Here is a 24,213-nt window from a genome sequence, read left to right as displayed (position 1 = left end):
ATATGAATCAATGACTTAGTCGATATCAACACGCATGCGCCTGAATTCGATCAAGCTGTCTGGCTTCAAGTCGTTCGCCGAGCCCACCAATTTTCAGCTGCCTGGGCAACTGGTCGGGGTGGTGGGCCCCAACGGCTGCGGCAAATCCAACATCATGGACGCCGTGCGCTGGGTGCTGGGCGAATCGAAAGCGTCCGAGTTGCGTGGGGAATCCATGCAGGACGTGATCTTCAACGGCTCGGGCAACCGCAAGCCGGCCAGCCGCGCCAGTGTCGAACTGGTGTTCAGCAACGAAGATGCGCGCGCCGGTGGCCAGTGGAACCAGTTCGCCGAGATCGCCGTCAAGCGCGTGCTGACCCGCGACGGCACGTCCAGCTACTTCATCAACAACCAGCCGGTGCGCCGCCGCGACGTGCAGGACGTGTTCCTGGGCACGGGCCTGGGGCCGCGCGCCTACGCCATCATCGGCCAGGGCACCATCAGCCGGATCATCGAATCCAAGCCCGAGGAGCTTCGCCTGTTCCTGGAAGAAGCCGCGGGCGTCTCCAAATACAAGGAACGCCGCCGCGAGACCGAGAACCGCCTGAAGGACACGCGCGAAAACCTGACCCGCGTCGACGACATCCTGCGCGAACTGAACAACAACCTCGAGAAGCTGGAAAAGCAGGCCGAGGTCGCCACGCGCTACAACGGCCTGCAAGAGCAAGGCACGCTGAAGTTGCACCAGCTGTGGTTCCTGAAGCACCGCGATGCCTCGACCGAAGAATCGCGCATCAAGCAGGATATTTTGGGCGCCACCAACGCACTGGAAGGCCGCATGGCCGAGTTGCGGCATGTCGAGGCCGAACTGGAACACGTGCGCCAGGCCCACTACGAATCGAGCGATGAACTGCACACCGCGCAAGGTGTGCTGGCCGAAGCCAATCTGGAAGTCAGCCGCCTGGAAGAACGCATCCGCTACGTCGTCGAAGGCCGCCAGAAGGTCGAGCAGCGCCTGGCCGAATTGAAAGGCCAGAACGACCAGTGGGCCGACCGCAAGGCCTCCGCCGAGGAGGAGCTGGAAACCCTGGCCGAGAAGATGGCCACCGCCGAAGAGCAGGCGGAGATCCTGGCCGCCCAGGCCGAAGAGCTGACCGCCAATGTGCCGGCCTTTGAAGACACCGTGCGCGCAGCTTCGCAAAAGGCCAATGAGCAGCGCGGCGTGGCCGGCCAGGTGCAGCAGCAGATCCAGTTGCTGGCCGCCGAATCGCGCAATATCGACGACCAGTCGCGCCAATTGAATCTGCGCCGCGAACGCCTGGCCGCCGAAAAGCAAACCCTGGCCGCGCCCGATGAAGCGCGCCTGGCCGAGTTGTCCGGGCAATTGGAAGCGGGCCAGGAAGACTTGGCGATCGCCGAAGCGCAACTGGGCGAACTGACCGAATCCGTGCCCGCCCTGGACGATGCCCGCAAGGAGCGCCAGAGCGATGCCAATGTCCAGGCCAGCAAGCAATCCGACCTGACCGCCCGCCTCGAAGCCCTGCGTGCCTTGCAAGAAAAGGTGCAGACCGAAGGCAAGCTCAAGCCCTGGCTGGCCAAGCACGGCCTGGATGGCTTGCCCGGTTTGTGGACCAAGATCCACATCGAGAACGGCTGGGAAAACGCGCTGGAATCGGCGCTGCGCGAGCGCTTGTCTGCGCTGGAAGTGGGCCGCGTTGAAACCGTCCGCGCTTTCGAGAACGACGCACCGCCCGCCAAGCTGGCCTTTTACAGCCCGCCCTCGGGCCAGATCGCCAACACGCACCAGACGCTGCCGCGCTTGTCTGATCTGCTGCGCTTGACCGACGACGGCCTGAAAGCCTTGCTGAACGATTGGCTGGAGGGCGTGTACACGGCCAGTAGCCTGGAAGAAGCCCTGGCCAGCCGCGGCAAGCTCACGCATGGCGAAGTCATCATGACCAAGGCCGGCCACACGGTCAGCCAGTTCGCCGTCAGCTTCTACGCGCCCGACTCTGAGCAGGCCGGCATGCTGGCCCGCGCGCAAGAGATCGAGAGCCTGGAAAAGCAGGTGCGCGCCCAGGCCATGATGGCCGACGAAGCCCGCGCTGCCTTGATCCGGGCCGAAGCCGCCTACACGGAGGCCTCGCAACGCCTGGCCACGAGCCGCCGGGACACCAGCGAGTTGCAGCAGCGCACGCACCAACTGCAGGTGGAAGTGCTGCGCCTGACGCAACAAGCGCAGCAGAGCAATGCCCGCCGCGAGCAATTGGTCGGCGAGATGGCCGAGATCGACGGCCAACTGGAGGAGTTGAACGAACGCCGGGCCATGGGCGAGGCCCGCTTCGAAGAGCTCGACCTGTCCCTGGCCGATGCTCAGGAGCGTCACGCCCAGCTGGAAGAAGGCGTGATCGAGGCCGAGCGCAAGCTGAACCAGGCGCGTGAGCAATCGCGCGCCTTGGAACGCCAGGCGCAAGAAGCCCAGTTCAGCGCCCGCAGCATGTCGGCCCGCCGTGGCGAATTGCAGCGCGGCATCGAGACTGCCGTGCAGCAGATCCAGGCCAACGAGGCCAGCGCCGTCGCCCTGCATGAAGAGCACGCCAAGCTGAGCGAGACCGCCGCTGGCACTGGCCTGGACGAGGCCTTGGCCGTCAAGCTGGAAAAGGAAGCCGCGCTGGGGCAGACCCGCAGCCGCTACGACGAGCTGTCCATCCAGTTGCGCCGCGCCGACGAGCAACGCATGGAGTTCGAGCGCAGCCTGCAACCCCTGCGCGACCAGATCACCAAGCTGCAGCTCGAAGAGCAGGCTGCTTCACTGGGCGGCGCCCAGTACATGGAGCAGCTCACCGCCGCCGAGGTCGACCTGGAAGTGCTGGCGCAAAACATCCAGGAAAACGGCGTCAAGCTGCATGGACTGCAAAGCGAGATCGACCGCATCCAGCGCGAGATCAACGCCCTGGGCGCCGTCAACCTGGCTGCGCTCGACGAATTGACCGCGGCCCGCGAGCGCAAGGGCTTCCTAGATTCGCAAATGGCCGACCTGAGCGATGCCATCAACACGCTCGAAGACGCGATCCACAAGATCGACATCGAGACCCGCGACCTGCTGGCCGGCACCTTCAACACCGTCAACGAGCACTTCGGGCGCATGTTCCCCGAACTGTTCGGCGGTGGTGCGGCCAAGCTGGTGATGACGGGCGACGAAATCCTGGACGCGGGCGTGCAGGTCATGGCCCACCCACCCGGCAAGAAAAACAGCACCATCCACTTGTTGTCCGGTGGCGAAAAGGCCCTCACGGCCATCGCCCTGGTGTTCGCCATCTTCCAGCTCAACCCGGCGCCTTTCTGCCTGCTGGACGAAGTCGACGCACCCCTGGACGACGCCAACACCGAACGCTACGCCAAGCTGGTCAAGCAGATGTCCAGCGGCACGCAGTTCCTCTTCATCTCGCACAACAAGATCGCCATGGAAATGGCCGAGCAATTGATCGGGGTGACCATGCAGGAACAAGGCGTGTCCCGCATCGTGGCCGTCGACATGGAGGCCGCCTTCTCGATGGCCCAGGCCGCCTGAGCGACGCGAAGAAGAACCAACCCACTTTCCATGAACAATTCACTCACCCTGTATCTGGCCCTGTTGGGCGGCCTGGTCCTGGCGGCTTTCGTGGCCCACGGCGCCTGGACGGCGCGCAAGAATGCCGCGCGCCATCCTCGCCGTGCCGCGCTGGAACCGATGGGCACCGGCACCATCGACCGTTCTGAAGCCGACACCATCCCCACCGAGATGGGCGACACCGTCCCTGGCGAGCCCACGGCTGAAGAGCTGACTTCAGGCGCGATGAACCTGCCGCCGCCGGTCAAACGCAACCAGCCTCGGCTGGACGCCCTGATCGACGCCATCGCCACCTTGACGGTCGACACGCCGGTCAGTGGCGACAACGTGTTGCTGCACCTGCCCACCACGCGCCGCGCCGGCAGCAAGCCTTTCATGATCGAAGGCCTGCGCGTTGATTGCGGCGAGTGGGAAGCGCCACAAGCCGGCGTCATCTACGGTGAATTGCAGGCCGGCGTGCTGCTGGCCAACCGCACCGGTGGACTCAACGAGATCGAATACTCCGAGTTTGTGCAGAAGGTGCAAGCCTGTGCCGACGCCATGGGCGCCTCGGCCGAGTTCCCTGACATGCTGGACATCGTGGCCCGCGCGAAAGAGCTGGATGGCTTCGCCAGCGCCCACGATGCGCAACTGGCCTTGCGCCTGTACGCCCAGGGCAGCGCCTGGTCCATCGGCTACGTGCAGCAGCAGGCCGCGCGCCATGGGTTCCTGCCGGGCGCCTTGCCAGGCCGCTTTGTGCTGCCATCGACGGAAGAGGGCGCGCCCCCCGTGCTGACCCTGCAGTTCGATGCGCAGGCCGCTTTTGCCGAAGACCAGGAACAGGCCACCCTGCGTGAGTTGAGCCTGTCTTTCGACGTGCCGCAGACCTCGGCCGAGGGCGAGCCCTTCAAGGCCTGGTGCGCGGCGGGCCAGGCCTTGTCGCTGGGCCTGGATGCCCTGATGGCCGACGACCAGGGGCAACCTTTCTCGCCTGCCGCTTTCGCGTCGATCGAAGGTGAGTTGCAGCGCCTGTACGAAGCCCTGGCCGCGCGTGACCTGGCCGCGGGTTCGGCGGCCGCGCGCCGTTTGTTCAGTTGACGGCTTTGGAGGCCTCGGCCATGCCGGCGACCGATCAGCAGCGCATCATCGACCGTGTTTCGGAACTGCGCGAGCAGTTGCAGCACCACGCGCACCAGTACTACACGCTGGACGCGCCTCAGATTCCCGACGCCGAGTACGACCGCCTGTTCCAGGAACTGGAAGCGTTGGAAGAGGCCAACCCGGACTTGCGCACACCCGACTCGCCCACCCAGCGTGTGCTGGGCCAGGTGCTGGACGGCTTCACGCCCGTGCGCCACGCGGTGCCCATGCTGTCCATCCGCACCGAGACCGATACCACGGCGGCGGGGGCTCTGGCCTTCGATGCCCGCGTGCGCAAGGAACTGGGGCTGACGGCGGAGGGCCCGCCCGTGGAATACGGCGCCGAGCTGAAATTCGACGGCCTGGCCATCAACCTGCGCTATGAAAAAGGCCTGCTGGTGCAGGCCGCCACGCGCGGTGATGGCGAGGTGGGCGAGGACGTCACGCAGAACATCCGGACCATCCGCCAGATCCCGCACCGCCTGAAAGGCATGAAGGCCGAGGTGCTGGAAGTGCGCGGCGAGGTCTACATGCGCCGCGACGATTTCGACAAGCTGAACGAGCGCCAGCGCGAGTCGGGCGGCAAGACCTTCGTCAATCCGCGCAATGCCGCCGCTGGGGCGGTGCGGCAGCTGGACCCGAACATCACGGTCCAGCGTCCCTTGAGCTTCTTCGCCTATGGTTTGGGCGATGTGCAGGGCTGGGCCGTGCCCGAGACGCACAGCGGCCTGCTCGACGCCTTGCAGGCCATGGGCCTGCCGGTCAGCGACGAACGCGTGGTGGCCCAGGGGGCCGAGGGCCTGGTGGCTTACCACCAGCAGATCGGCGTCAAGCGCGACCAATTGCCCTTCGACATCGACGGCATCGTCTACAAGGTCAACCGCCGCGATTTGCAAGAACGCCTGGGCTTCGTCTCGCGTGAACCGCGCTGGGCCGTGGCCCACAAGTACCCGGCGCAAGAGCAATTGACCCAAGTCGAGGCCATCGACATCCAGGTTGGCCGCACCGGCAAGTTGACGCCCGTGGCGCGGCTCAAGCCGGTGTTCGTCGGCGGCGTCACCGTCACCAACGCCACCTTGCACAACCTGTTCGAGTTGCGCCGCAAGCGGGTGAGGGTGGGCGACACCGCCATCGTGCGGCGCGCGGGCGATGTGATCCCCGAAGTCGTGGGCGTGGTGGGCGGCGAGCGGCCTCACTATGTGCCGAACTTCCGCATGCCGACGCAATGCCCCATCTGCCACAGCAAGGTCGAGCGCGAACGCGGCGAGATGAACCACCGCTGCTCGGGCGGCCTGTTCTGTCCGGCCCAGCGCAAGCAGGCGCTGCTGCACTTCGCGCAGCGCCGTGCCGTCGAGATCGAAGGCCTGGGCGAGAAGCTGGTCGACCAGTTGGTCGATGGCGGCCTGGTCCGCACCTTGCCCGAGCTGTACAAAATGGGCGTGGCCAAGCTGGCGGCCCTGGACCGCATGGCCGACAAAAGCGCGCAGAACATCGTTGCGGCGCTTGAGAAAAGCAAGCAGACGACCTTGCCGCGCTTCCTGTTCGGCCTGGGTATCCGGCACGTGGGCGAGGCCACGGCCAAGGACCTGGCCAAGCACTTCGGCAAGCTCGACGCCTTGATGGACGCCAGCGAAGAACAACTGCTGGCGGTGAACGACGTGGGCCCGATCGTGGCGCACAGCATCCGCACCTTCTTCGATCAGGTGCACAACCGCGAGGTGGTCGAACAGTTGCGCGCCGTGGGCATCACCTGGACCGAGCATGAGCCCTCGGCCGAGGCCGATGCCGCCAGCCAACCCCTGTTCGGCAAGACCTTCGTGCTCACCGGCACCTTGCCTTCGCTGGGCCGCGAAGACGCCAAGGCCCTGATCGAAGCCCAGGGTGGCAAGGTGGCCGGCTCGGTCTCCAAGAAAACCACTTACGTGGTCGCGGGCGCCGAAGCTGGCAGCAAACTGGACAAGGCCCAAGAGCTGGGCCTGACCATCCTCGACCAGGACGGCCTGCTGGCCCTGCTCAACATCGACCCCGGGAGCCTTCAAGATGGCGGTGCATGAGATCCTCAAGATGGGCGACCCACGCCTTTTGCGCGTGGCCCAGCCTGTGCGGCAGTTCGACACCCCGGAACTGCACGCCCTGATCGCCGACATGTTCGACACCATGGCCGCCGCGCAAGGCGCCGGCCTGGCCGCCCCGCAGATCGGCGTCGACCTGGCGCTGGTCATCTTCGGCGTGACCCGCTCGGAGCGCTACCCCGACGCGCCACCAGTGCCTCAGACGGTGCTCATCAACCCGGCCATCACCCCCCTGTCGTCGGACGAAGAGGAGGGCTGGGAAGGTTGCCTGTCCGTGCCCGGCCTGCGCGGCGTGGTGCCCCGCTGGGGGCGCATCCGCTACACCGGCTTCGACCAGTTCGGCCAGCCCATCGACCGCGAAGCCGAGGGCTTCCATGCGCGGGTGGTGCAGCACGAGTGCGACCACCTGATCGGCAAGCTCTACCCCATGCGCATCCGCGATTTCTCGCGTTTCGGCTACACCTCGGTCTTGTTCCCAGGCCTTGACCCGAATGCCGACGACTGAGTCAAGCCCGGCGCGGGAATGCCGAAAACAAGCACAGCAGGAGACCGCATGACAAACCGGGTGAACAGCCTCGACATCGCCAAGGGCATCGCCATCGTCCTGGTCGTGGTCGGCCACGTCGCGGCGCGCGAGGAAGTGCCAGGCGCGGACTGGTACAACATCCTTCGCTCGGTGATCTATTCCTTCCACATGCCCTTGTTCATGGTGCTCTCGGGCATCTCCCTGGGTTTGTCTTGGAAGGTGCTGGCCAATGACGCGGCCGTGCTGGGTTACATCGGCAAGCGCCTCAAGAAACTGGTGATTCCCTACGCCGTCTTGGGTTTGCTCATCATCTGCGGCAAGCTGGTGGCCAGCCGGTACATCCATGTCGACAACGCCCCCCCCGGTGTGCTGACCGGCTTGTTGGACCTGTTCCTGCGGCCCATGGCGTCGGCCGCGTCCTTCCTGTGGTTCATCTACGTGCTGTCGGCCTATTTCCTGGTCTTTCCCTGGTTGCTGCAAAGGGCGCCCAAGGCGGCACCTTGGGCCATGCTGGCCCTGGGCGTGGTCCTCTACCAATGGACCTGGCCGGCCACTTTCAACGTGGCGAACATCGTCATGTACCTGCCGTTCTTTTCGGCGGGCATCCTGATGGGGCAGCACTGGCGCCAGGCCACCCGCCTCATCCACCCCTGGACCTTGCTGTGGGCGCTGCCATTTTTCGCGGCCGTGGCTTGTGAAGTCGTCATGCGAGAGCCCCTGCCCAAATGGTTGGTGGGTACCTTGTCCGTGCCTTTCGTGCTGGCGCTGGCTGAACAGTTGCAAGGCCGCTTGAAGGCGGTGTTCCTGGCCGCGGGCCTCTACACCTTCAGCATCTACCTGTTCAACACCCTGTGCATCGGCGTGGCCAAGGCAGTGACTTTGCACATCGCGCCATGGCGTGACGAATACTTCGTCTTTCACTTCGTGGTGCTCTTGATCGCGGGGGCCTGGGGGCCGATGCTGATCAAGCAGGCGACCCAGAAAGTGTCGCCCCGGGCGGCGGCCTACCTTTGAGCCAAACGGCGGCGTCATGAGCCACACCATCACGTCGGCCTTCATCCTGTTGCTCTTGGTGCTCGATCCTTTTGGCACCTTGCCCATCTTCATCTCGGTGATGCGGGGCGTGGCGCCACCAAGGCGCGTGTGGGTGGCCTTGCGCGAGGCCTGCGTCGCGTTCGGGGTGCTGCTGGCCTTCATGCTGGGCGGCCGCACCTTCCTGGAAATGATGCGGCTGTCCGAACGCTCGCTGGAAGTGGCGGGCGGCGTGATCTTGCTGCTCCTGTCCATCCGCATCATCTTTGCTTCAGGCCGCCGGCTGTTCGACGAAGAACCCAGCCCCGCCCACGGGCCATCGGCGAGAGAGCCTTTCCTGTTCCCCATCGCGGTGCCCCTGCTGGCTGGTCCGTCCGCGATGGCGACGGTGCTGCTGCTGGCCTCTCGCCAGCCTGCCCAACTGGGCGAATGGATCGTGGCCCTGGCGGCGGCCGTGGGCGTTTGCGCGGTGGTGCTGCTGGCCAGCCAGCCCTTGTACCGGTGGCTCGGCGAGTCGGTGGTCACGGCCATCGAGAAGCTCATGGGGCTGGTGCTGTGCGCCATCGCGGTCGAAATGATCCTGGCCGGCATCAAGCGGTACTTCTGGGGACCGTGAAAATTCCGCAGTTTGCGATAAGGGTTTGTTCTAGGAAAACGCCAAAGCCGTGATACTGAGCACGCCTTGGGAGAAACACTTGTTGGGATCTGATTCGTTCATCTGGACGCTGTGGGCTTTCCTCTTGCTGGTGCTGGGCGGTGCGCTCGGCCATGGCCTGGCCTGGCGCGGCATCCGGCGGCACCGTCAGCGCGCGCGCGATCTGTCGGTGGGCGTGCGCGCTCAACTCGCCCAAAGCGAGGCCAAACGCCAATTCATGCTGGAGACGGCCGACGTCAGCTTTTTCGAAATGGACGTGAAGTCCGGGCAGGTGAGGGTAGACGGGCGTTTGCTCCAGTCCAGCCCCGAGGCCGGCGTGGAGTCGCGGTTGTTCAGCCAGCAGCAATGGCGCGAGCTGATCCACCCCGACGAGGTGGACCAGGCCTGCTCGCAACTGAAGGATTACCTGGCCGGCACCGCACCACGCTACGAGTTGCGCTTCCGCTTCAAGGTGGCGGGCGACGACTGGCGCTGGGTGCTGTGCAAGGCCCGCGTGGTCGAGCGCGAGGATGCCGGGCAGCCGCTCAAAGTCCATGGCAGCTTGATCGACGTCCACCAGAGTTGGTTGATGAGGCTGGCATTGCACGAAGAGCGTGAAATGTTCGCCACCGGCCCCGTGGTCATGATCCGGGCGCAGTACGCGCGTGGAACGTCCAAGTTCGTCTACGTGTCCACCAATGTGCGCAAGCTCTGGGGTTATGAGCCAGCGGCCTTGACCAGCCTCTCCAACACCATGTCCATCGTCCACCCAGACGATTCTCGCCTGCTGAAAGACCGTTTCATCCAGGCCATGGACAGCAAGGACGAAATGCAGGTCGAATTCGAGGCCCGTTTGCGCATGGCCGACGGCAGCTACCGCTGGCACCTCTACAACAGCACCATCGACCGATCGCACTCGGAGCGGCGCGGCTATTTCATCGACATCGACGCGCGTAAACAAGCCGAGCTGGAAGCCGCCGTGCAACGCCGCCGCCTGCACGAGATGGTGCAGGAGTTGCGGGCCTCGCAAGACGAGGGTGTGGTGGTGCAGGAAGCCAGCGACATGCTGCACGCCGCCGACAACCTCGAAGAAGCCTTCAGCATCATCCGGCAGGCCTGCGAGCGCCTGTTCCCAGGCTGGTCGGGCTGGCTGGCGGCCACGCAGCCAGGTGGGCACCAGTTGCAGATCGGGGCATCCTGGGGCCGCGAGCCGTCGCAGACCGAGCACAATTTCCTGGCCCGCGATTGCTGGGGCATGCGCCGCGGCAAGCCGCACGCTTTCAATGGACATGACCACGGCGTGTGCTGCGTCCACCTCAAGAGCATTCCCCGCGAAGACCTGCACCCTTACCTGTGCGTTCCCATGGTGGCCCATGGCGAAACGGTGGGCACCTTGCACCTGTTCAGCCAGCAGTCCCGTGTCGCCGACGAGCGCATGGCCGATGTGCAGGCCCGCGCCGTGCGCTTCGCTGAAACGCTGAAGCTGGCCTTGAGCAACCTGATGTTGCGCAACTCGCTGCACGACCAGGCCATGACCGATTCGCTCACCGGCCTGCACAACCGCCGCTTCATGGACGAGTGCCTGAGCAACGAGCTGCAGCGCGTGCGCCGAGACCATGGCGTGGTCTCGCTGGCCATGATCGACATCGATCATTTCAAGCAATTCAACGACACCCGTGGCCACGATGCCGGCGACGTCGTGCTCAAGGCCGTGGCTGGTGTGCTGCTCGAATGCATCCGGGGTTACGACATCGCCTGCCGTTACGGCGGTGAAGAGATGGCCCTGGTGCTGCCCGGGTGCGAACAGGCCGATGCCGTGCTGCGCATGGAACAGATCCGCCAGGCGATCGAGAGCCTGGAGGTGCACCACGAGGGCGTGCTGATGCCCAAGGTGACGATCTCGGCCGGCGTGGCGCAGGCCAGCGGCGGCCATGCCGAAACCTTGGTCCGCTGGGCCGACGAGGCGCTCTACCAAGCCAAGCGCATGGGCCGCAACCAGGTGCGCGTGTCCACCAAAACCGGCTTGGCCGTGGTGACCGATCTGGGCGGGCTGGACCCGCTGGAGCAGGTGAGCCGGGGCTGAAAACGGCTATTCGTCCAGCGGTCTGGCCGAAGCCAGGGCGTGGGCGGTCAGGGCCTCCAGCGGGATCACTTCCAGCGCTTGCTCGTGCGTGGCTTCGAGCACCACGAACGGGGCCTTGCCGGCCTGCCAGGCTTCCAGCCAGCGGCTGGCGCACAGGCACCAGCGGTCGCCTGGCTTCAGCCCTGGGAAACGCGCCTCCGGGATGGGCGTGCTCAGGTCATTGCCCTGCGCGGCCGAGAAGGCCAGAAAATCGGCCGTGACCTTGACGCAGACCACGTGCAGGCCCACATCGTCACGCCGCGTGCGACAGCAACCATCTCGGAAGAAGCCGGTGATGGGCGCGTAGGAGCAAGCCCTCAAGGGGCCGCCCAGGACGTTGCGGGCGCTGGCGATGTCGATGGCCATGTGGTCGGTCAGGAAGGGGTGCGTTTCATCAGGGTCATCGCGGTGCCAATCAGGGCCGAGACCTCGCTCATGTTGCCCGGGACAATCATCGTGTTGTTCTTCTGGGCCAATTGGGCATAGGCTTCCACGGCTTTTTCGGCGACCTTCAGGTTCACGGCATCTTGCCCACCGGGCTGCTGGATGGCCGCGGCGATCTTGCGGATGGCGTCGGCGGTGGCATCGGCCACGGCGGTGATGGCGGCGGCCTCGCCTTGGGCCTTGTTGATCTCGGCCTGCTTCTCGCCTTCGGACCGGGCGATGAAGGCTTCCCGTTCGCCAGTGGCGATGTTGATCTGCTCCTGGCGGCGGCCTTCCGAAGCCGCGATCAAGGCGCGCTTTTCCCGCTCTGCGGTGATCTGGGCCTGCATGCTGCGCAGGATCTCGACCGGCGGTGTCAGGTCCTTGATTTCGTAGCGCAAGACTTTCACGCCCCAGTTCAAGGCGGCTTCGTCCAGGGCGTTGACCACGGCGGTGTTGATCACGGCGCGCTCTTCGAAAGTCTTGTCCAGCTCCATGCGGCCGACCACCGAGCGCAAGGTGGTCTGTGCCAGTTGGGTGATGGCCACCACATAGTTCGAGGCGCCATAGCTGGCCCGCATCGGGTCGGTCACCTGGAAGTACAGGATGCCGTCGACCTGCAACTGCGTGTTGTCCTTGGTGATGCAGACCTGGCTCGGCACGTCCAGGGCGATTTCCTTGAGCGAGTGCTTGTAGCCCACCACGTCGACGAAGGGCAGCACCACGTTCAGCCCGGGGGTGAGCGTGGCGTGGTACTTCCCCAGGCGCTCCAGCACCCAGGCGTTCTGCTGGGGCACGACCTTGACCGATTTGGCGACGAAGATGATGGCCAGGACCAGGATGACGAGGGCGAATTCCATGTGCGCGGGCTTTCGGTAGGTTCAAATCTTGGCAAGGACCAGGGTGTTGCCTTCCACCGCCTGGATGCGGTGGGCGCCGGCCAGGGCGGGTGGCGTACCCAGGTAGCGGGCGTCCCATTCGGCACCCCGGTAGTGGACCCGCGTGCGCCCGTCGGCCGACCAGGCGGTCACCTCGACCGTCTGGCCCAGGTCCAGGTGCAGATCCGGGTTGGCGCGGCCTTCACCTTGGGCTTGGTCGCGGCGGCGTTGCCGCTGGAGGTGCCAGCCCAGGGCTGCCACACCACCCACGATGGCGGCGATCAGGGTCTGGGTCGACATGGGGTGCCCGAGCTGGGCACTGATGGCTGCCGCTGCGGCGCCAAGGGCCAGCATCAGCAAGTAAAACGTGCCAGTCAACAGTTCCAGCCCGACGATCACGCCGGCTGCGATCCACCACAGGGTTGCGTCACTCATGGCCGCAGTGTACGGCGCCTGTGTCGGTTTTCATGCCGCTGTCATCCAGACTGCCTCCAGAAGTCCTACACTTCGCGCTTTCGCGTTTTCCGGGCGCCCGCCCATCTTTGCCCACAGGGGTTCTGGCCATGCTGCGTTTTCGTTTTCCCATCGTCATCATCGACGAAGACTTCCGCTCCGAGAACACCTCGGGTCTGGGCATCCGCGCCTTGGCCGACGCCATCGTCAAAGAGGGTTTCGAAGTCCTGGGCGTGACCAACTACGGCGACTTGTCGCAGTTCGCGCAGCAGCAAAGCCGGGCCAGCGCCTTCATCCTGTCGATCGACGACGAAGAGTTCGGCGCCGGCTCCAAAAAGGAAGTGGACGCCGCGCTCAAGATGCTGCGCGCCTTCGTCAGCGAGATCCGCTTCAAGAACGCCGACATCCCCATCTATTTGTATGGTGAAACGCGCACTTCGCAGCACATCCCGAACGACATCCTGCGCGAGCTGCATGGCTTCATCCACATGTTCGAGGAAACGCCCGAGTTCCTGGCGCGCCACATCATCCGCGAGGCCAAGAGCTACCTCGACTCGCTGGCGCCGCCGTTCTTCAAGGCGCTGATGGACTACGCGCAAGATGGTTCGTACTCGTGGCACTGCCCAGGACACTCGGGCGGCGTGGCCTTCCTGAAGAGCCCGGTGGGCCAGATGTTCCACCAGTTCTATGGCGAGAACATGCTGCGCGCCGACGTTTGCAATGCGGTGGAAGAACTGGGCCAGTTGCTGGACCACACGGGCCCCGTGGCCGCGTCCGAACGCAATGCCGCGCGCATCTTCAACGCCGACCATTGCTACTTCGTCACCAACGGCACGTCCACGTCCAACAAGATGGTCTGGCACCACACCGTGGCCCCCGGCGATGTGGTCTTGGTCGACCGCAACTGCCACAAATCCATCCTGCACGCGATCATCATGACGGGCGCGGTGCCGGTGTTCCTCACGCCCACGCGCAACCACTATGGCCTGATCGGTCCCATCCCGCAAAGCGAGTTCACGCGGGCCTCGATCGAGAAGAAGATCAAGGCGCACCCGCTGCTCCAGGGCGTGGACCCGAAGAAGGTGCGCCCGCGCATCTTGACGATCACGCAGAGCACGTATGACGGCGTGCTCTACAACACCGAGACCATCAAGGGCATGCTCGACGGCTGGATCGACAACATCCACTTCGACGAAGCCTGGCTGCCGCACGCCGCCTTCCACAACTTCTATGGCGAGTTCCACGCCATGGGCAAGGACCGCGTGCGCCCCAAGGAAGCCGTGGTCTATGCCACGCAGTCCACCCACAAGCTGCTGGCCGGCATCAGCCAGGCCTCGCAGGTGCTGGTGCAAGACGCGCAGAACACCAAGCTGGACACGCACCTCTTCAACGAGGCCTACTTGATGCACACCTCCACCAGCCCTCAGTACGCCATCATCGCCTCGTGCGATGTGGCCGCGGCCATGATGGAGCCGCCCGGCGGCACGGCCCTGGTCGAAGAGAGCATCAAGGAAGCGCTGGACTTCCGCCGCGCCATGCGCAAGGTCGACAAGGAGTTCGGCAAGGACTGGTGGTTCAAGGTCTGGGGGCCGGACAAGCTCACCAAGGACGACGTGGGTTCGCCCGATGATTGGGCGCTCAAGGGTGACGACACCTGGCACGGCTTCGGCAATTTGGCCGAAGGCTTCAACATGCTCGACCCCATCAAGTCGACCATCGTGAACCCGGGCCTGGACCTGTCGGGCAAATTCGCGCCCACCGGCATCCCCGCCAGCATCGTCACCAAGTACCTGGCCGAGCACGGTGTGGTGGTCGAGAAGACGGGCCTGTACTCCTTCTTCATCATGTTCACCATCGGCATCACCAAGGGCCGCTGGAACACTTTGCTGACCGCCTTGCAGCAGTTCAAGGACGACTACGACAAGAACCAGCCCATGGGCCGTGTGCTGCCGGAGTTCGCCGCCAAGTACCCCATCTACGAGCGCATGGGCCTGCGCGACTTGTGCCAGCGCATCCACGAGATGTACGCCAAGAGCGACATCGCGCGCCTGACGACCGAGATGTACCTGTCGGACCTGCAGCCCGCCATGAAGCCCAGCGATGCCTTTGCCTACATCGCGCACCGCAAGACCGAACGCGTCGAGATCGAACAGCTGGAAGGGCGCGTCACCACCGCCTTGCTGACGCCTTACCCACCTGGCATCCCTTTGCTGATCCCTGGCGAACGCTTTAACAAGAAGATCGTGGACTACCTGCGCTTCGCCCGCGATTTCAACGGCATGTTCCCAGGCTTCACGACGGACGTGCACGGCCTGGTCGCCCAGGTCAACGAAGTGGGCGAGCTTTGCTACTACGTGGATTGCGTCAAGGACGAGGCCTGATCAAGGCAGCCAGAGTTCGAAGCTGGCGCCGCCTTCCGGCCGGTTGACCAGGGCCACCCGGCCCGTGCGGTCGGCGCAGCGATGGGCCTTGGCCACGGCCTCGCACAGCGCCGTGCCCAGGCCCGTGGATTGGTCCGAGGGATCGATGGCCCCCAGTCCGGGGCCGTCGTCGTCGATGCTCAGCACCAGGTAGCCATCCTGCTCGCGGGCCCCCATCACCACCTGTTGCTTGCTGAAGCGCATGGCGTTGTGCAGCGCGGCTTCCAGCGCCATGTAGACCAGGCGGCGGTCCAGGTACCAGAACGAAGGCATGGCCTGAGCGTCGCCCAATGTGACCTTGGGTGTGCCCGGCGTGATGAGCCGCTTGAGCGCCGCCGTGTGCTGCAGCGCCTTGAGCATGTCCACGGGCGACTCGTCTTCGCTGTGCACCCGCAGGCCATCGCCCGCGCCGTACACCGTCAGGAACTGAACGAACTGGCGGCGCAATTCCGTGCAGTGCACATAGGCGCTCTGGGCCAGGCCGGGGTCCGGTTGGTCGATCAGGGCTTCCAGCTCGCTTTCGAGCGTGCCCAGCGCGTTCTTCAAGTCATGCGCGATGAGGGCGAAGGAGGCGGTTTCCATGAGGTGTCGGGGCTCAGTGGGCGGCCGGTGCGGCCTCCATGGCGGTCAGCGTTTCGCGGAAGTAGCGCTTCATCATGGTCACGCGGTCGTGGGCGGGCATGAGCTGGTCCAGGCGATTCAGGTAGAGGCGAACCCGCTCGACCATGTTCACGTTGTGTTCCTTCTTCAGGCGCAAGGCCATGCAGTTGATCTGCGCAGCCTGCAGCAACACACCAGTGTTCTCGGGGTAGTCGCTCACGGCCTTTTCAATGGCCAGCACGGCTTCGTCGATCTGGCTGTCGCGCAGCAGCTTGCGGGCATCCTGCACGCGTGTCTGCATGACGGCCGATGACGAGTTGATGATGCGTTCGATCTTGTCCTCGTGCCCGGTGTCACGCAGGGCATTGCCGATCATCTGCTTGGTCTTGGGGTTCTCGTGGTCAGAACTGACGGCGGTCGCCAGCAGCTTGAAGCCTTCGTCTTCGTGACCAGCCATCAGTTCAGCCTTGGCGAGCGCGATGGTGGCGAAATCGGCCTTGCCTTTGCGAAGGGTTTCGCGGGCGCGCTTGAGGGTCTTTTCAGCCTCGTCCTTGGCGCCTGATTTGACCTGCGCCTGGACCTGGATGGCCAGGGCCACACTGCCGAAGGTGGGCAGGCTTTTGTACAGGTTGTTGGCTTCGGTCAAGAGCTTCAAGGCTTCGGCCGAGTCGCCCATGTCGACCATGGTCTGGGCCAGCAACAAGGAGTCCTGCGGCTGGGCGATCACGGAACCCCGGGTGGCCTTGGCAGCCTTTTGCAGGCATTCCTTGGCGGTTTCGAGGTCGCCGTTGCGGTAGGCGCTTTCGCCCAGCAGGCGTTGCCTCCGGGACGAGGGCACGACGGCGGCCGCATCGCGCAGCACCCACATGGCGCCTTGCGCGTCGCCCTGCGCTTCCATCGACTCGGCGACCACGTCATAAGCGGCCACGTTTTTCTGGCCTTCCGGGGTCTCGATGATGTTCTGGGCCAGTTGCCGGGCCTCGTCGAACTGGCCCGCGGCCTTGTGCGCGCGCGCCAAGCCCAGTTGCGCCCAGGGCAGATTGGCGCGCTTGTCCAGGGCCTGTCGGTAGACCTGCTTGGCGTCCTCGTGTTTGCCCAGTTCCAGCAAGGTCTTGCCCTTGATCTGCAACACGGCCATGGTCCAGCGGTTTTCTGTTTTCAGGAGCAGGTCGCAGGCCAGGATGGCGCCGGTCAGATCGTCCTTGGCCAGTTTCTGGCTGATAGAGAGGAGGGCGTCCCGCTTTTCCAGCAGGGCCTTCAAGCGGTCCTCGATGTGGCTGGCGGTGATGGGCTTGAGCAGGTAGGCGTCAGGGTGGTGTTCCGTGGCAGAGGCCACCGAGGCATAGCCGCTTTCAGCCGTCACCATGAAGAACAGGCAGTCGGCAGGCAGCAGCTTGTTGTCACGCAGGTGCTCGAACAATTGCTGGCCATCGGTTTTGTGGTTCAGGTTGAAGTCGCACAGGATCAGGTTGTAGCGCCGGCTCTTGATCAGGCGTGTGGCGTCTTCCGCGTTGGCGGCCACATCGACTTTGCCGATGCCCAACTGACCCAGTTGGCCACGCAGCGTGGTCTGCTGCACCGACATGTCGTCGATGACCAGGGCCTGGAGGTTCGAGAATTGGGTTTGGATCGGCATGACAAAAGTCTCACTTCGGTTGGTGCGACAGGCCGTGACCGGCCCGTATTTCGCATTTCGGCATCTGGCACCGACAACTTGAGGGGCCATGCACCAAGCTTGCACAGATCTTGCGTAAGCGGAGGCACCCCATTTGTTCCTGGAGTTTCCTCAAAATGACCCTGTCCAAGTTGATCCGCTGCGTCCTTCTGCTTCAACTCGCTGGTGCAGGCCTGGCCACCCAGGCGGCCACCCCCCTCAAGTTCCAGTTGGACTGGCGTTTCGAGGGCCCTTCGGCCCTGTTCCTGCAACCCGTGGCCAAAGGCTATTTCAAGCAGGCGGGCCTGGATGTCAGCGTCGATGCCGGCAACGGCTCGGGGGGCACGGTCACGCGGGTTGCGTCGGGCTCTTACGACCTGGGCTTCGCGGACATGGCCGCCTTGATGGAGTTCCATGCCAACAACCCCGATGCGCCCAACAAGCCTGTGGCCATCATGATGGTCTACAACAACACCCCGGCTGCCGCTTTCGCCCTCAAGGCTTCCGGCATCAAGACACCAGCCGACCTGGCAGGCAAGAAGCTGGGCGCCCCGGTTTTCGACGCCGGGCGCAAGGCCTGGCCCATCTTCGCCAAAGCCAACAAGATCGGCGCGGTCACCTGGACCAGCATGGACCCCACCTTGCGCGAAACCATGCTCGTGCGCGGTGACATCGACGCCATCACGGGTTTCTCGTTCACGTCCATGCTGAACCTGGAAGCCCGGGGCGTCAAGCCTCAAGACATCGTGGTCTTGCCCTACCTGCAGTACGGGGTGAAGCTCTACGGCAACGCCATCATCGCGTCGCCGAAGATCCTGAAGGAGAACCCCGAAGCAGTGAAGGCGTTCCTGCTGGCCTTCACCAAGGGCTTGAAAGAGGTGCTGGCCAACCCCGATGCATCCATCGAGCACGTCAAGGCCCGCGACGGCATCATCAATGTCGAGGTCGAGAAGCGCCGCCTCAAGATGGCGATTGACCAGGTGGTCAACAGCCCGGATGCCCGCGCCGAAGGCTTTGGCCAGGTCAAGCTGCCCCGCCTGTCCCTGATGGCATCCCAGGTGGCCGATGCCTACACGACCAAGACCCGCGTGAACCCGGATGCCGTCTGGACCCCCGCCTACCTGCCATCGGCCGCCGACCTGAACGTGCTGCCTGCAGCCAAGAAGTGAGTGAGTCCGCCACGATGAGTCCTGCATTTGTCGATTTCAGCCACGTCTGGCTGGCCTACAACGAGAGCTTGCTGGCACAACAGCAGTTCGCGGTCGAAGACGTGAGCCTGAGCATCCGCGAGGGCGAATTCGTCGCCATCGTGGGCCCGTCCGGCTGTGGCAAGTCCACCTTCATGAAGCTGACGACAGGGCTGAAAATGCCTTCGCGCGGCAGCATCACGATCGGTGGGCAGCCTGTCACCGGGCCCTTGAAGATCACGGGCATGGCCTTCCAGGCCCCGTCGTTGCTGCCCTGGCGGACCACGGTGGACAACGTGCTCCTGCCGCTGGAAATCGTCGAACCTTACCGCTCGAACTTCCGCGCCAAGCGGGCCGAATACGAAGCCCGGGCCAGGGCCCTGCTGCAGAGCGTGGGCCTGGGCGGCTACGAGGACAAGTTCCCTTGGCAGCTGTCGGGCGGCATGCAGCAGCGGGCCAGCATTTGCCGCGCACTCATCCACGAGCCCAAGATGCTTTTGCTGGACGAGCCCTTTGGCGCACTGGACGCCTTCACCCGCGAAGAGCTGTGGTGCGCCTTGCGCGACCTGCAAGCCCAGCGCGGCTTCAACGTCATCCTGGTGACGCACGATTTGCGCGAGGCCGTGTTCCTGGCCGACACGGTCTACGTGATGAGCCGCAGCCCCGGCCGCATCTTGGCCAAGCGCGAGATCGAATTGCCACGCCCCCGAGACCTGGAAGTGACCTACGCCCCGGAATTCAGCGACACAGTGCATGAGTTGCGCGCGCACATCGGTGCCTTGCGCAAGCCCACGGCCATGGGCACCTCGGCGGAGGTGGCGCCATGACGATGAAGTTGAGTTCCGCGCAACAACAGCGGTGGGCGCCTTGGGGCTTGCTGCTGATCATTTTGTTGACTTGGCAAGTCATTTGCAGCGCCTTCTCGGTGTCCGAGTACATCTTCCCCAGCCCCGCGCGCATCGCGCAGCAACTGGTCGAGTTCCACGAAGAGATCCTCAAGCACGCCTGGCGCACTTTCTGGGTGACGATGGTGGGCTTCGGCATCGCCATCGTGGTGGGCGTGCTGCTGGGTTTCCTGGTGGGCAGCTCGCGCCTGGCCTATTCGGCCATCTACCCGTTGATGACGGCGTTCAACGCCTTGCCCAAGGCCGCCTTTATCCCGATCCTGGTGGTGTGGTTCGGCATCGGGGTGGGGCCGGCGGTTCTCACGGCTTTTCTGATCAGCTTCTTCCCGATCATGGTCAACATCGCCACCGGGCTCGCCACGCTGGAACCCGAGCTGGAAGACGTGTTGCGGGTGCTGGGCGCCAAGCGCTGGGACGTGCTGGTCAAGGTGGGCCTGCCGCGCTCCATGCCGTACTTCTACGGTTCGCTGAAGGTGGCGATCACGTTGGCTTTTGTGGGCACCACGGTGTCCGAAATGACGGCGTCCAACGAGGGCATCGGTTACCTGCTGATCTCGGCCGGATCGTCCATGCAGATGGGGCTGGCTTTTGGCGGCCTGATGGTGGTGGGCGCCATGGCCATGGTGATGTACGAACTGTTCTCGGTGGTCGAGAACCGGACCACGGGCTGGGCGCACCGGGGCAGCAACAACCACTGAAGACAAAGGCACCCGAAGGTGCCTTTGTTCTTGTGCGTCACTTGAAGATGTTCTTCACCCGGTCGGTCCAGCTCTTGCTGTTGGGCGAGTGTTTCTCGCCGCCTTTCTTGAAGGACTCGTCGAGTTCCTTCAACAGCTTGCGCTGGTGCTCGGTCAGCTTCACGGGGGTTTCGACCGCGATGTGGCAGTACAGGTCACCCGGGTAGCTGGCGCGGATACCCTTGATGCCCTTGCCGCGCAGGCGGAAGGTCTTGCCATGCTGCGTGCCTTCGGGGATGTCGATCTCGGCCTTGCCGCCCAAGGTGGGCACCTCGATCGAACCGCCCAGCGCCGCGGACGTCAGCGGGATCGGCACATTGCAGTGCAGGTCGTCGCCATCGCGCTCGAAGATGTCGTGCTGCTTGATGCGGATCTCGATGTACAGGTCACCAGCGGGGCCGCCATTGGTGCCTGGCTCGCCGTTGCCGGCCGAGCGGATGCGCATGCCTTCGTTGATGCCGGCCGGGATCTTGACTTCCAGCGTCTTGGTCTTCTTGACACGGCCCTGGCCGCTGCAGGTCACGCACGGCTCGGGGATGACCTTGCCCGTGCCCTGGCAGTGAGGACAGGTCTGCTGCACGCTGAAAAAACCCTGGCGCATGTGCACATTGCCGGCGCCATTGCAGGTCGGGCAGGTCTTGGCGCTGGTGCCGGGCTTGGCGCCGGTGCCGTGGCAGGTGACGCACTCATCCCAACTGGGGATGCGGATCTGCGTGTCCTTGCCGCTGGCGGCTTCTTCCAGCGTGATTTCCATCGCGTAGGACAGGTCGCTGCCGCGGTAGACCTGCGGTCCGCCGCCGCCACGACGGCCACCGCCGCCGCCTTGGCCGAAGATGTCGCCAAAGATGTCGCCAAAGGCATCGGCGAAACCACCGAAGCCTTCCGCGCCGGGGCCACCACGTCCGCCACCCATGTTGGGGTCGACGCCGGCGTGGCCGAACTGGTCGTAGGCCGCGCGCTTCTTGGCGTCCGAGAGCATCTCGTAGGCCTCTTTGGCCTCCTTGAATTTCTCTTCGGCCTCCTTGGACTTGTCACCCTGGTTGCGGTCAGGGTGGTGCTTCATGGCCAGCTTGCGGTAGGCCTTCTTGATGTCTTCCTCGGAGGCGCCCTTGGCGAGTCCCAGAACTTCGTAGTAATCGCGTTTCGTCGCCATGATGCTTTCAGGCTGTGAGTGACAAGGGGCACAGTGCTGGGGGATTGTCCCTCACGCGGCTGTGCCCCAAAAGCTCGGTGAAAAGCCGCTCGATCAGTCCTTCTTGACTTCCTTGAATTCGGCATCGACGACGTTGTCGTCCGCAGGCTTGGTGTCGGCGCCCGCTGCTGCGCCTTCGGCCGCACCACCCGGCGCGCTGCCAGCGGCACCCTGGGCGGCCTGCATGTCGGCATACATCTTCTCGCCCAGCTTCTGGCTGGCCGTCATCAGGGCGTTGGTCTTGGCCTCGATGTCGTCCTTGTCGTCGCCTTTGATGGCTTCCTCGACGTCCTTGATCGCGGCTTCGATCTTTTCCTTCTCAGCGGCGTCCAGCTTGTCGCCGTACTCGGTCAGGGACTTGCGCACGCTGTGAACCATGGAGTCGCCCTGGTTCTTCGCCTGCACCACTTCGACCTTCTTCTTGTCGTCGGCGGCGTTCAGCTCGGCGTCCTTCACCATCTTCTGGATCTCGTCTTCGCTCAAGCCCGAGTTCGCCTTGATGGTGATCTTGTTTTCCTTGCCGGTGCCCTTGTCCTTGGCGCCCACGTGCAGGATGCCGTTGGCGTCGATGTCGAAGGACACTTCGATCTGGGGCGTGCCACGCGGTGCGGGCGGGATGCCTTCGAGGTTGAACTCGCCCAGCATCTTGTTGCCCGAGGCCAGCTCGCGCTCACCCTGGAACACCTTGATGGTCACGGCTGGCTGGTTGTCTTCGGCCGTCGAGAAAGTCTGCGCGAACTTGGTCGGGATGGTCGTGTTCTTGGCGATCATCTTGGTCATCACGCCGCCCATGGTTTCGATGCCGAGCGACAGGGGGCTGACGTCCAGCAGCAGCACGTCGGTGCGGTCGCCGGCCAGCACCTGGCCTTGGATGGCGGCACCCACGGCCACGGCTTCATCGGGGTTCACGTCCTTGCGGGGTTCCTTGCCGAAGAACTCCTTGACCTTCTCTTGCACCTTGGGCATGCGGGTCATGCCGCCGACCAGGATCACGTCCTGGATGTCGGCCACGTTCACGCCAGCGTCCTTGATGGCCATGCGGCAAGGCGCGATCGTGCGTTCGATCAACTCCTCGACCAGCGACTCCAGCTTGGCGCGGGTGAGCTTGACGTTCAGGTGCTTGGGACCCGTGGCGTCGGCCGTGATGTAAGGCAGGTTGACGTCGGTCTGCGAGCTGTTCGACAGTTCGATCTTGGCCTTTTCAGCGGCTTCCTTCAGGCGTTGAAGGGCCAGCACGTCCTTGGTCAGGTCGACGCCTTGTTCCTTCTTGAACTCGGCCACGATGAAGTCGATGATGCGCTGGTCGAAGTCTTCGCCGCCCAGGAAGGTGTCGCCGTTGGTCGACAGCACTTCGAACTGCTTTTCGCCATCCACGTCGGCGATTTCGATGATGGACACGTCGAAGGTGCCACCGCCCAGGTCGTACACGGCGATCTTGCGGTCGCCGGTGCTGGTCTTGTCCAGGCCGAAGGCCAGGGCCGCCGCCGTGGGTTCATTGATGATGCGCTTGACGTCCAGGCCCGCGATGCGGCCGGCGTCCTTGGTGGCCTGGCGCTGCGCGTCGTTGAAGTAGGCGGGCACGGTGATGACGGCCTCGGTCACGGCTTCGCCCAGGTAGTCCTCGGCGGTCTTCTTCATCTTGCGCAGGATGTCGGCGCTGATCTGGGGAGGCGCCATTTTCTTGCCGCGCACTTCCACCCAGGCGTCGCCGTTGTCGGCGGCCGTGATGCTGTAAGGCATCAGTTCGATGTCCTTCTGGACTTCCTTTTCGGTGAATTTGCGGCCGATCAGGCGCTTCACCGCGTACAGCGTGTTCTTGGGGTTGGTGACGGCCTGGCGCTTGGCCGAGGCGCCCACCAGCACTTCACCATCTTCCTGGTAGGCGATGATCGATGGCGTGGTGCGCGCACCTTCGCTGTTCTCGATCACTTTGGGGGTGTTGCCTTCCATGACCGACACGCACGAGTTCGTGGTGCCCAGGTCGATACCGATGATCTTGCCCATGTTTCTAGCTCCTTGGAAACTTCAATTCAATTCAGTTGGTCAGTAGTTATGTCTACCTGACGGGGTTTCAAGGCCTCAGGCCTTGATTCCTGCGATTTTTTGGATCACTTCGGCGCGGCGACGGTCACCAGGGCGGGACGCAGCACGCGGTCGTTGATCAGGTAACCCTTCTGCAGCACGCCCACCACGGTGTTCGCTTCTTGATCGGCGGGCACCATGCTGATGGCCTGGTGCTGGTGAGGATCGAACTTGGCGCCAGCAGCGGGGTTGATCTCGATCACCTTATTGCGTTCTAGGGCGGCGCCCAACTGGCGCAGGGTGGCCTGCACGCCTTCGAGCACGGTTTCGACCGGGGTGTCGGGCTTGGCCAATTGGGCGGCCAGGGCGGCTTCCAAGCTGTCTTTCACGGGCAGCAGGCTGTCGGCGAAAGACTCGACGGCAAACTTGCGGGCCTTGGAGATCTCTTCGTCGGCACGGCGGCGGGTGTTCTCGGCCTCGGCCTTGGCGCGCAGGTAGGCGTCCGAGACCTCGGTGTGCTTGGCGCTCAGTTCGGCCAATTGCTGCTCGATGCTGGCCTCCAGCGGCTCGGTCGAAACGGGAGGGTCGACCGGATCGAGGTTGTCGGCGTTCGCAGGCGTGTCGCTCATGGTGTCTTTTTTGATAAAT

The 24,213-nt window shown here is 64.2% G+C and carries 19 protein-coding genes; 11 read left to right on the top strand and 8 right to left on the bottom strand.

The window, feature by feature from the left end:
* The first annotated feature begins 34 nt into the window (after window positions 1-34).
* From smc to ACREB4_RS05990, 7 genes are all read left to right on the top strand, one after another.
* Window positions 35-3,550: a chromosome segregation protein SMC gene (gene smc / locus ACREB4_RS06020; protein WP_431587294.1), complete on the top strand. Its 3,516-nt coding sequence runs from the start codon at window positions 35-37 to the stop codon at window positions 3,548-3,550.
* 30 nt (window positions 3,551-3,580) lie between these two features.
* Window positions 3,581-4,666, top strand: a complete 1,086-nt coding sequence (locus ACREB4_RS06015) for a cell division protein FtsZ (protein ID WP_431587293.1) — start codon at window positions 3,581-3,583, stop codon at window positions 4,664-4,666.
* Window positions 4,667-4,686: 20 nt separating this feature from the next.
* Complete coding sequence (gene ligA / locus ACREB4_RS06010) at window positions 4,687-6,762, top strand: NAD-dependent DNA ligase LigA (protein ID WP_431587292.1); 2,076 nt, start codon at window positions 4,687-4,689, stop codon at window positions 6,760-6,762.
* Entirely contained in the window at window positions 6,749-7,285 is a 537-nt protein-coding gene (def, locus tag ACREB4_RS06005; RefSeq protein WP_431587291.1) for a peptide deformylase, read from the top strand. The genes ligA and def overlap by 14 nt, the downstream gene beginning before the upstream one ends.
* 48 nt (window positions 7,286-7,333) lie before the next feature.
* Window positions 7,334-8,320 carry an acyltransferase family protein gene (locus ACREB4_RS06000; protein WP_431587290.1) on the top strand — a complete coding sequence of 329 codons (987 nt, stop codon included), beginning with the start codon at window positions 7,334-7,336 and terminating at the stop codon, window positions 8,318-8,320.
* A 16-nt stretch (window positions 8,321-8,336) separates the two neighbouring features.
* Window positions 8,337-8,954, top strand: a complete 618-nt coding sequence (locus ACREB4_RS05995; RefSeq protein WP_431587289.1) for a MarC family protein — start codon at window positions 8,337-8,339, stop codon at window positions 8,952-8,954.
* A gap of 79 nt (window positions 8,955-9,033) precedes the next feature.
* Window positions 9,034-11,055 (top strand): diguanylate cyclase, encoded by a 2,022-nt coding sequence (locus ACREB4_RS05990; RefSeq protein ID WP_431587288.1) that lies wholly within the window; start codon window positions 9,034-9,036, stop codon window positions 11,053-11,055.
* A 6-nt stretch (window positions 11,056-11,061) separates the two neighbouring features.
* Here ACREB4_RS05990 and ACREB4_RS05985 read toward each other — a convergent pair whose 3' ends face one another.
* The 3 genes from ACREB4_RS05985 to ACREB4_RS05975 are packed head-to-tail and all read right to left on the bottom strand — an operon-like array spanning window position 11,062 to window position 12,830.
* On the bottom strand, window positions 11,062-11,460 hold the full coding sequence (locus tag ACREB4_RS05985) for a DUF2237 family protein (protein WP_431587287.1): 399 nt from the start codon (window positions 11,458-11,460) through the stop codon (window positions 11,062-11,064).
* A gap of 8 nt (window positions 11,461-11,468) precedes the next feature.
* Window positions 11,469-12,377 (bottom strand): SPFH domain-containing protein, encoded by a 909-nt coding sequence (locus ACREB4_RS05980; protein WP_431587286.1) that lies wholly within the window; start codon window positions 12,375-12,377, stop codon window positions 11,469-11,471.
* A 21-nt stretch (window positions 12,378-12,398) separates the two neighbouring features.
* Window positions 12,399-12,830 (bottom strand): NfeD family protein, encoded by a 432-nt coding sequence (locus ACREB4_RS05975; RefSeq protein WP_431587285.1) that lies wholly within the window; start codon window positions 12,828-12,830, stop codon window positions 12,399-12,401.
* A gap of 128 nt (window positions 12,831-12,958) precedes the next feature.
* Here ACREB4_RS05975 and ACREB4_RS05970 point away from each other — a divergent pair, with 128 nt between their 5' ends.
* Window positions 12,959-15,229 carry an Orn/Lys/Arg decarboxylase N-terminal domain-containing protein gene (locus tag ACREB4_RS05970; protein WP_431587284.1) on the top strand — a complete coding sequence of 757 codons (2,271 nt, stop codon included), beginning with the start codon at window positions 12,959-12,961 and terminating at the stop codon, window positions 15,227-15,229.
* Here ACREB4_RS05970 and ACREB4_RS05965 read toward each other — a convergent pair whose 3' ends face one another.
* Together ACREB4_RS05965 and ACREB4_RS05960 are read right to left on the bottom strand one after the other, a co-directional pair.
* A complete protein-coding gene (locus ACREB4_RS05965) occupies window positions 15,230-15,850 on the bottom strand; it encodes a sensor histidine kinase (RefSeq protein ID WP_431587283.1) in 621 nt (206 codons plus the stop codon).
* A 13-nt stretch (window positions 15,851-15,863) separates the two neighbouring features.
* The gene (locus ACREB4_RS05960) at window positions 15,864-17,504 is read right to left on the bottom strand and encodes a tetratricopeptide repeat protein (protein ID WP_431587282.1); all 1,641 of its coding nucleotides are present in this window, start codon (window positions 17,502-17,504) and stop codon (window positions 15,864-15,866) included.
* Window positions 17,505-17,659: 155 nt separating this feature from the next.
* Between ACREB4_RS05960 and ACREB4_RS05955 the strand changes: the two genes are divergently transcribed.
* Genes ACREB4_RS05955 through ACREB4_RS05945 form a run of 3 tightly spaced genes read left to right on the top strand, consistent with a single transcriptional unit; the run spans window position 17,660 to window position 20,312 of the window.
* A complete protein-coding gene (locus ACREB4_RS05955; protein WP_431587281.1) occupies window positions 17,660-18,691 on the top strand; it encodes an ABC transporter substrate-binding protein in 1,032 nt (343 codons plus the stop codon).
* Between the two features lie 14 nt (window positions 18,692-18,705).
* The gene (locus ACREB4_RS05950; RefSeq protein ID WP_431587280.1) at window positions 18,706-19,536 is read left to right on the top strand and encodes an ABC transporter ATP-binding protein; all 831 of its coding nucleotides are present in this window, start codon (window positions 18,706-18,708) and stop codon (window positions 19,534-19,536) included.
* 2 nt (window positions 19,537-19,538) lie between these two features.
* On the top strand, window positions 19,539-20,312 hold the full coding sequence (locus ACREB4_RS05945) for an ABC transporter permease (protein WP_431587373.1): 774 nt from the start codon (window positions 19,539-19,541) through the stop codon (window positions 20,310-20,312).
* Window positions 20,313-20,349: 37 nt separating this feature from the next.
* On the opposite strand, the gene dnaJ is transcribed toward ACREB4_RS05945, so the two are convergent.
* The 3 genes from dnaJ to grpE all read right to left on the bottom strand — a co-directional run bounded on the left by dnaJ (window position 20,350) and on the right by grpE (window position 24,194).
* Window positions 20,350-21,504 carry a molecular chaperone DnaJ gene (gene dnaJ, locus ACREB4_RS05940; RefSeq protein ID WP_431587279.1) on the bottom strand — a complete coding sequence of 385 codons (1,155 nt, stop codon included), beginning with the start codon at window positions 21,502-21,504 and terminating at the stop codon, window positions 20,350-20,352.
* A 93-nt stretch (window positions 21,505-21,597) separates the two neighbouring features.
* Window positions 21,598-23,547, bottom strand: coding sequence for a molecular chaperone DnaK (gene dnaK, locus ACREB4_RS05935; RefSeq protein ID WP_431587278.1), 1,950 nt, complete (start codon window positions 23,545-23,547; stop codon window positions 21,598-21,600).
* A gap of 104 nt (window positions 23,548-23,651) precedes the next feature.
* Entirely contained in the window at window positions 23,652-24,194 is a 543-nt protein-coding gene (gene grpE, locus ACREB4_RS05930; RefSeq protein ID WP_431587277.1) for a nucleotide exchange factor GrpE, read from the bottom strand.
* Between the last annotated feature and the right edge of the window lie 19 nt (window positions 24,195-24,213).

The organism is Aquabacterium sp. (assembly GCF_050725395.1).
GTDB lineage: Bacteria > Pseudomonadota > Gammaproteobacteria > Burkholderiales > Burkholderiaceae_C > Aquabacterium.
The sequence above is the reverse complement of the archived record's forward strand: the minus strand, read 5'-3'. Positions and strand labels throughout refer to the sequence as shown.

Bases quoted from the DNA above. Each gene is read 5' to 3' on its own strand.
- ACREB4_RS05965 (WP_431587283.1), bottom strand. From the start codon at position 15,850: ATGGAAACCGCCTCCTTCGCCCTCATCGCGCATGACTTGAAGAACGCG.
- ACREB4_RS05980 (WP_431587286.1), bottom strand. From the start codon at position 12,377: ATGGAATTCGCCCTCGTCATCCTGGTCCTGGCCATCATCTTCGTCGCC.
- ACREB4_RS05975 (WP_431587285.1), bottom strand. From the start codon at position 12,830: ATGAGTGACGCAACCCTGTGGTGGATCGCAGCCGGCGTGATCGTCGGG.
- def (WP_431587291.1), top strand. From the start codon at position 6,749: ATGGCGGTGCATGAGATCCTCAAGATGGGCGACCCACGCCTTTTGCGC.
- grpE (WP_431587277.1), bottom strand. From the start codon at position 24,194: ATGAGCGACACGCCTGCGAACGCCGACAACCTCGATCCGGTCGACCCT.
- ACREB4_RS05960 (WP_431587282.1), bottom strand. From the start codon at position 17,504: ATGCCGATCCAAACCCAATTCTCGAACCTCCAGGCCCTGGTCATCGAC.
- ACREB4_RS05945 (WP_431587373.1), top strand. From the start codon at position 19,539: ATGAAGTTGAGTTCCGCGCAACAACAGCGGTGGGCGCCTTGGGGCTTG.
- ligA (WP_431587292.1), top strand. From the start codon at position 4,687: ATGCCGGCGACCGATCAGCAGCGCATCATCGACCGTGTTTCGGAACTG.
- ACREB4_RS05970 (WP_431587284.1), top strand. From the start codon at position 12,959: ATGCTGCGTTTTCGTTTTCCCATCGTCATCATCGACGAAGACTTCCGC.
- smc (WP_431587294.1), top strand. From the start codon at position 35: ATGCGCCTGAATTCGATCAAGCTGTCTGGCTTCAAGTCGTTCGCCGAG.
- dnaJ (WP_431587279.1), bottom strand. From the start codon at position 21,504: ATGGCGACGAAACGCGATTACTACGAAGTTCTGGGACTCGCCAAGGGC.
- ACREB4_RS05950 (WP_431587280.1), top strand. From the start codon at position 18,706: ATGAGTCCTGCATTTGTCGATTTCAGCCACGTCTGGCTGGCCTACAAC.
- ACREB4_RS06015 (WP_431587293.1), top strand. From the start codon at position 3,581: ATGAACAATTCACTCACCCTGTATCTGGCCCTGTTGGGCGGCCTGGTC.
- ACREB4_RS05995 (WP_431587289.1), top strand. From the start codon at position 8,337: ATGAGCCACACCATCACGTCGGCCTTCATCCTGTTGCTCTTGGTGCTC.
- ACREB4_RS05955 (WP_431587281.1), top strand. From the start codon at position 17,660: ATGACCCTGTCCAAGTTGATCCGCTGCGTCCTTCTGCTTCAACTCGCT.
- ACREB4_RS06000 (WP_431587290.1), top strand. From the start codon at position 7,334: ATGACAAACCGGGTGAACAGCCTCGACATCGCCAAGGGCATCGCCATC.
- dnaK (WP_431587278.1), bottom strand. From the start codon at position 23,547: ATGGGCAAGATCATCGGTATCGACCTGGGCACCACGAACTCGTGCGTG.
- ACREB4_RS05985 (WP_431587287.1), bottom strand. From the start codon at position 11,460: ATGGCCATCGACATCGCCAGCGCCCGCAACGTCCTGGGCGGCCCCTTG.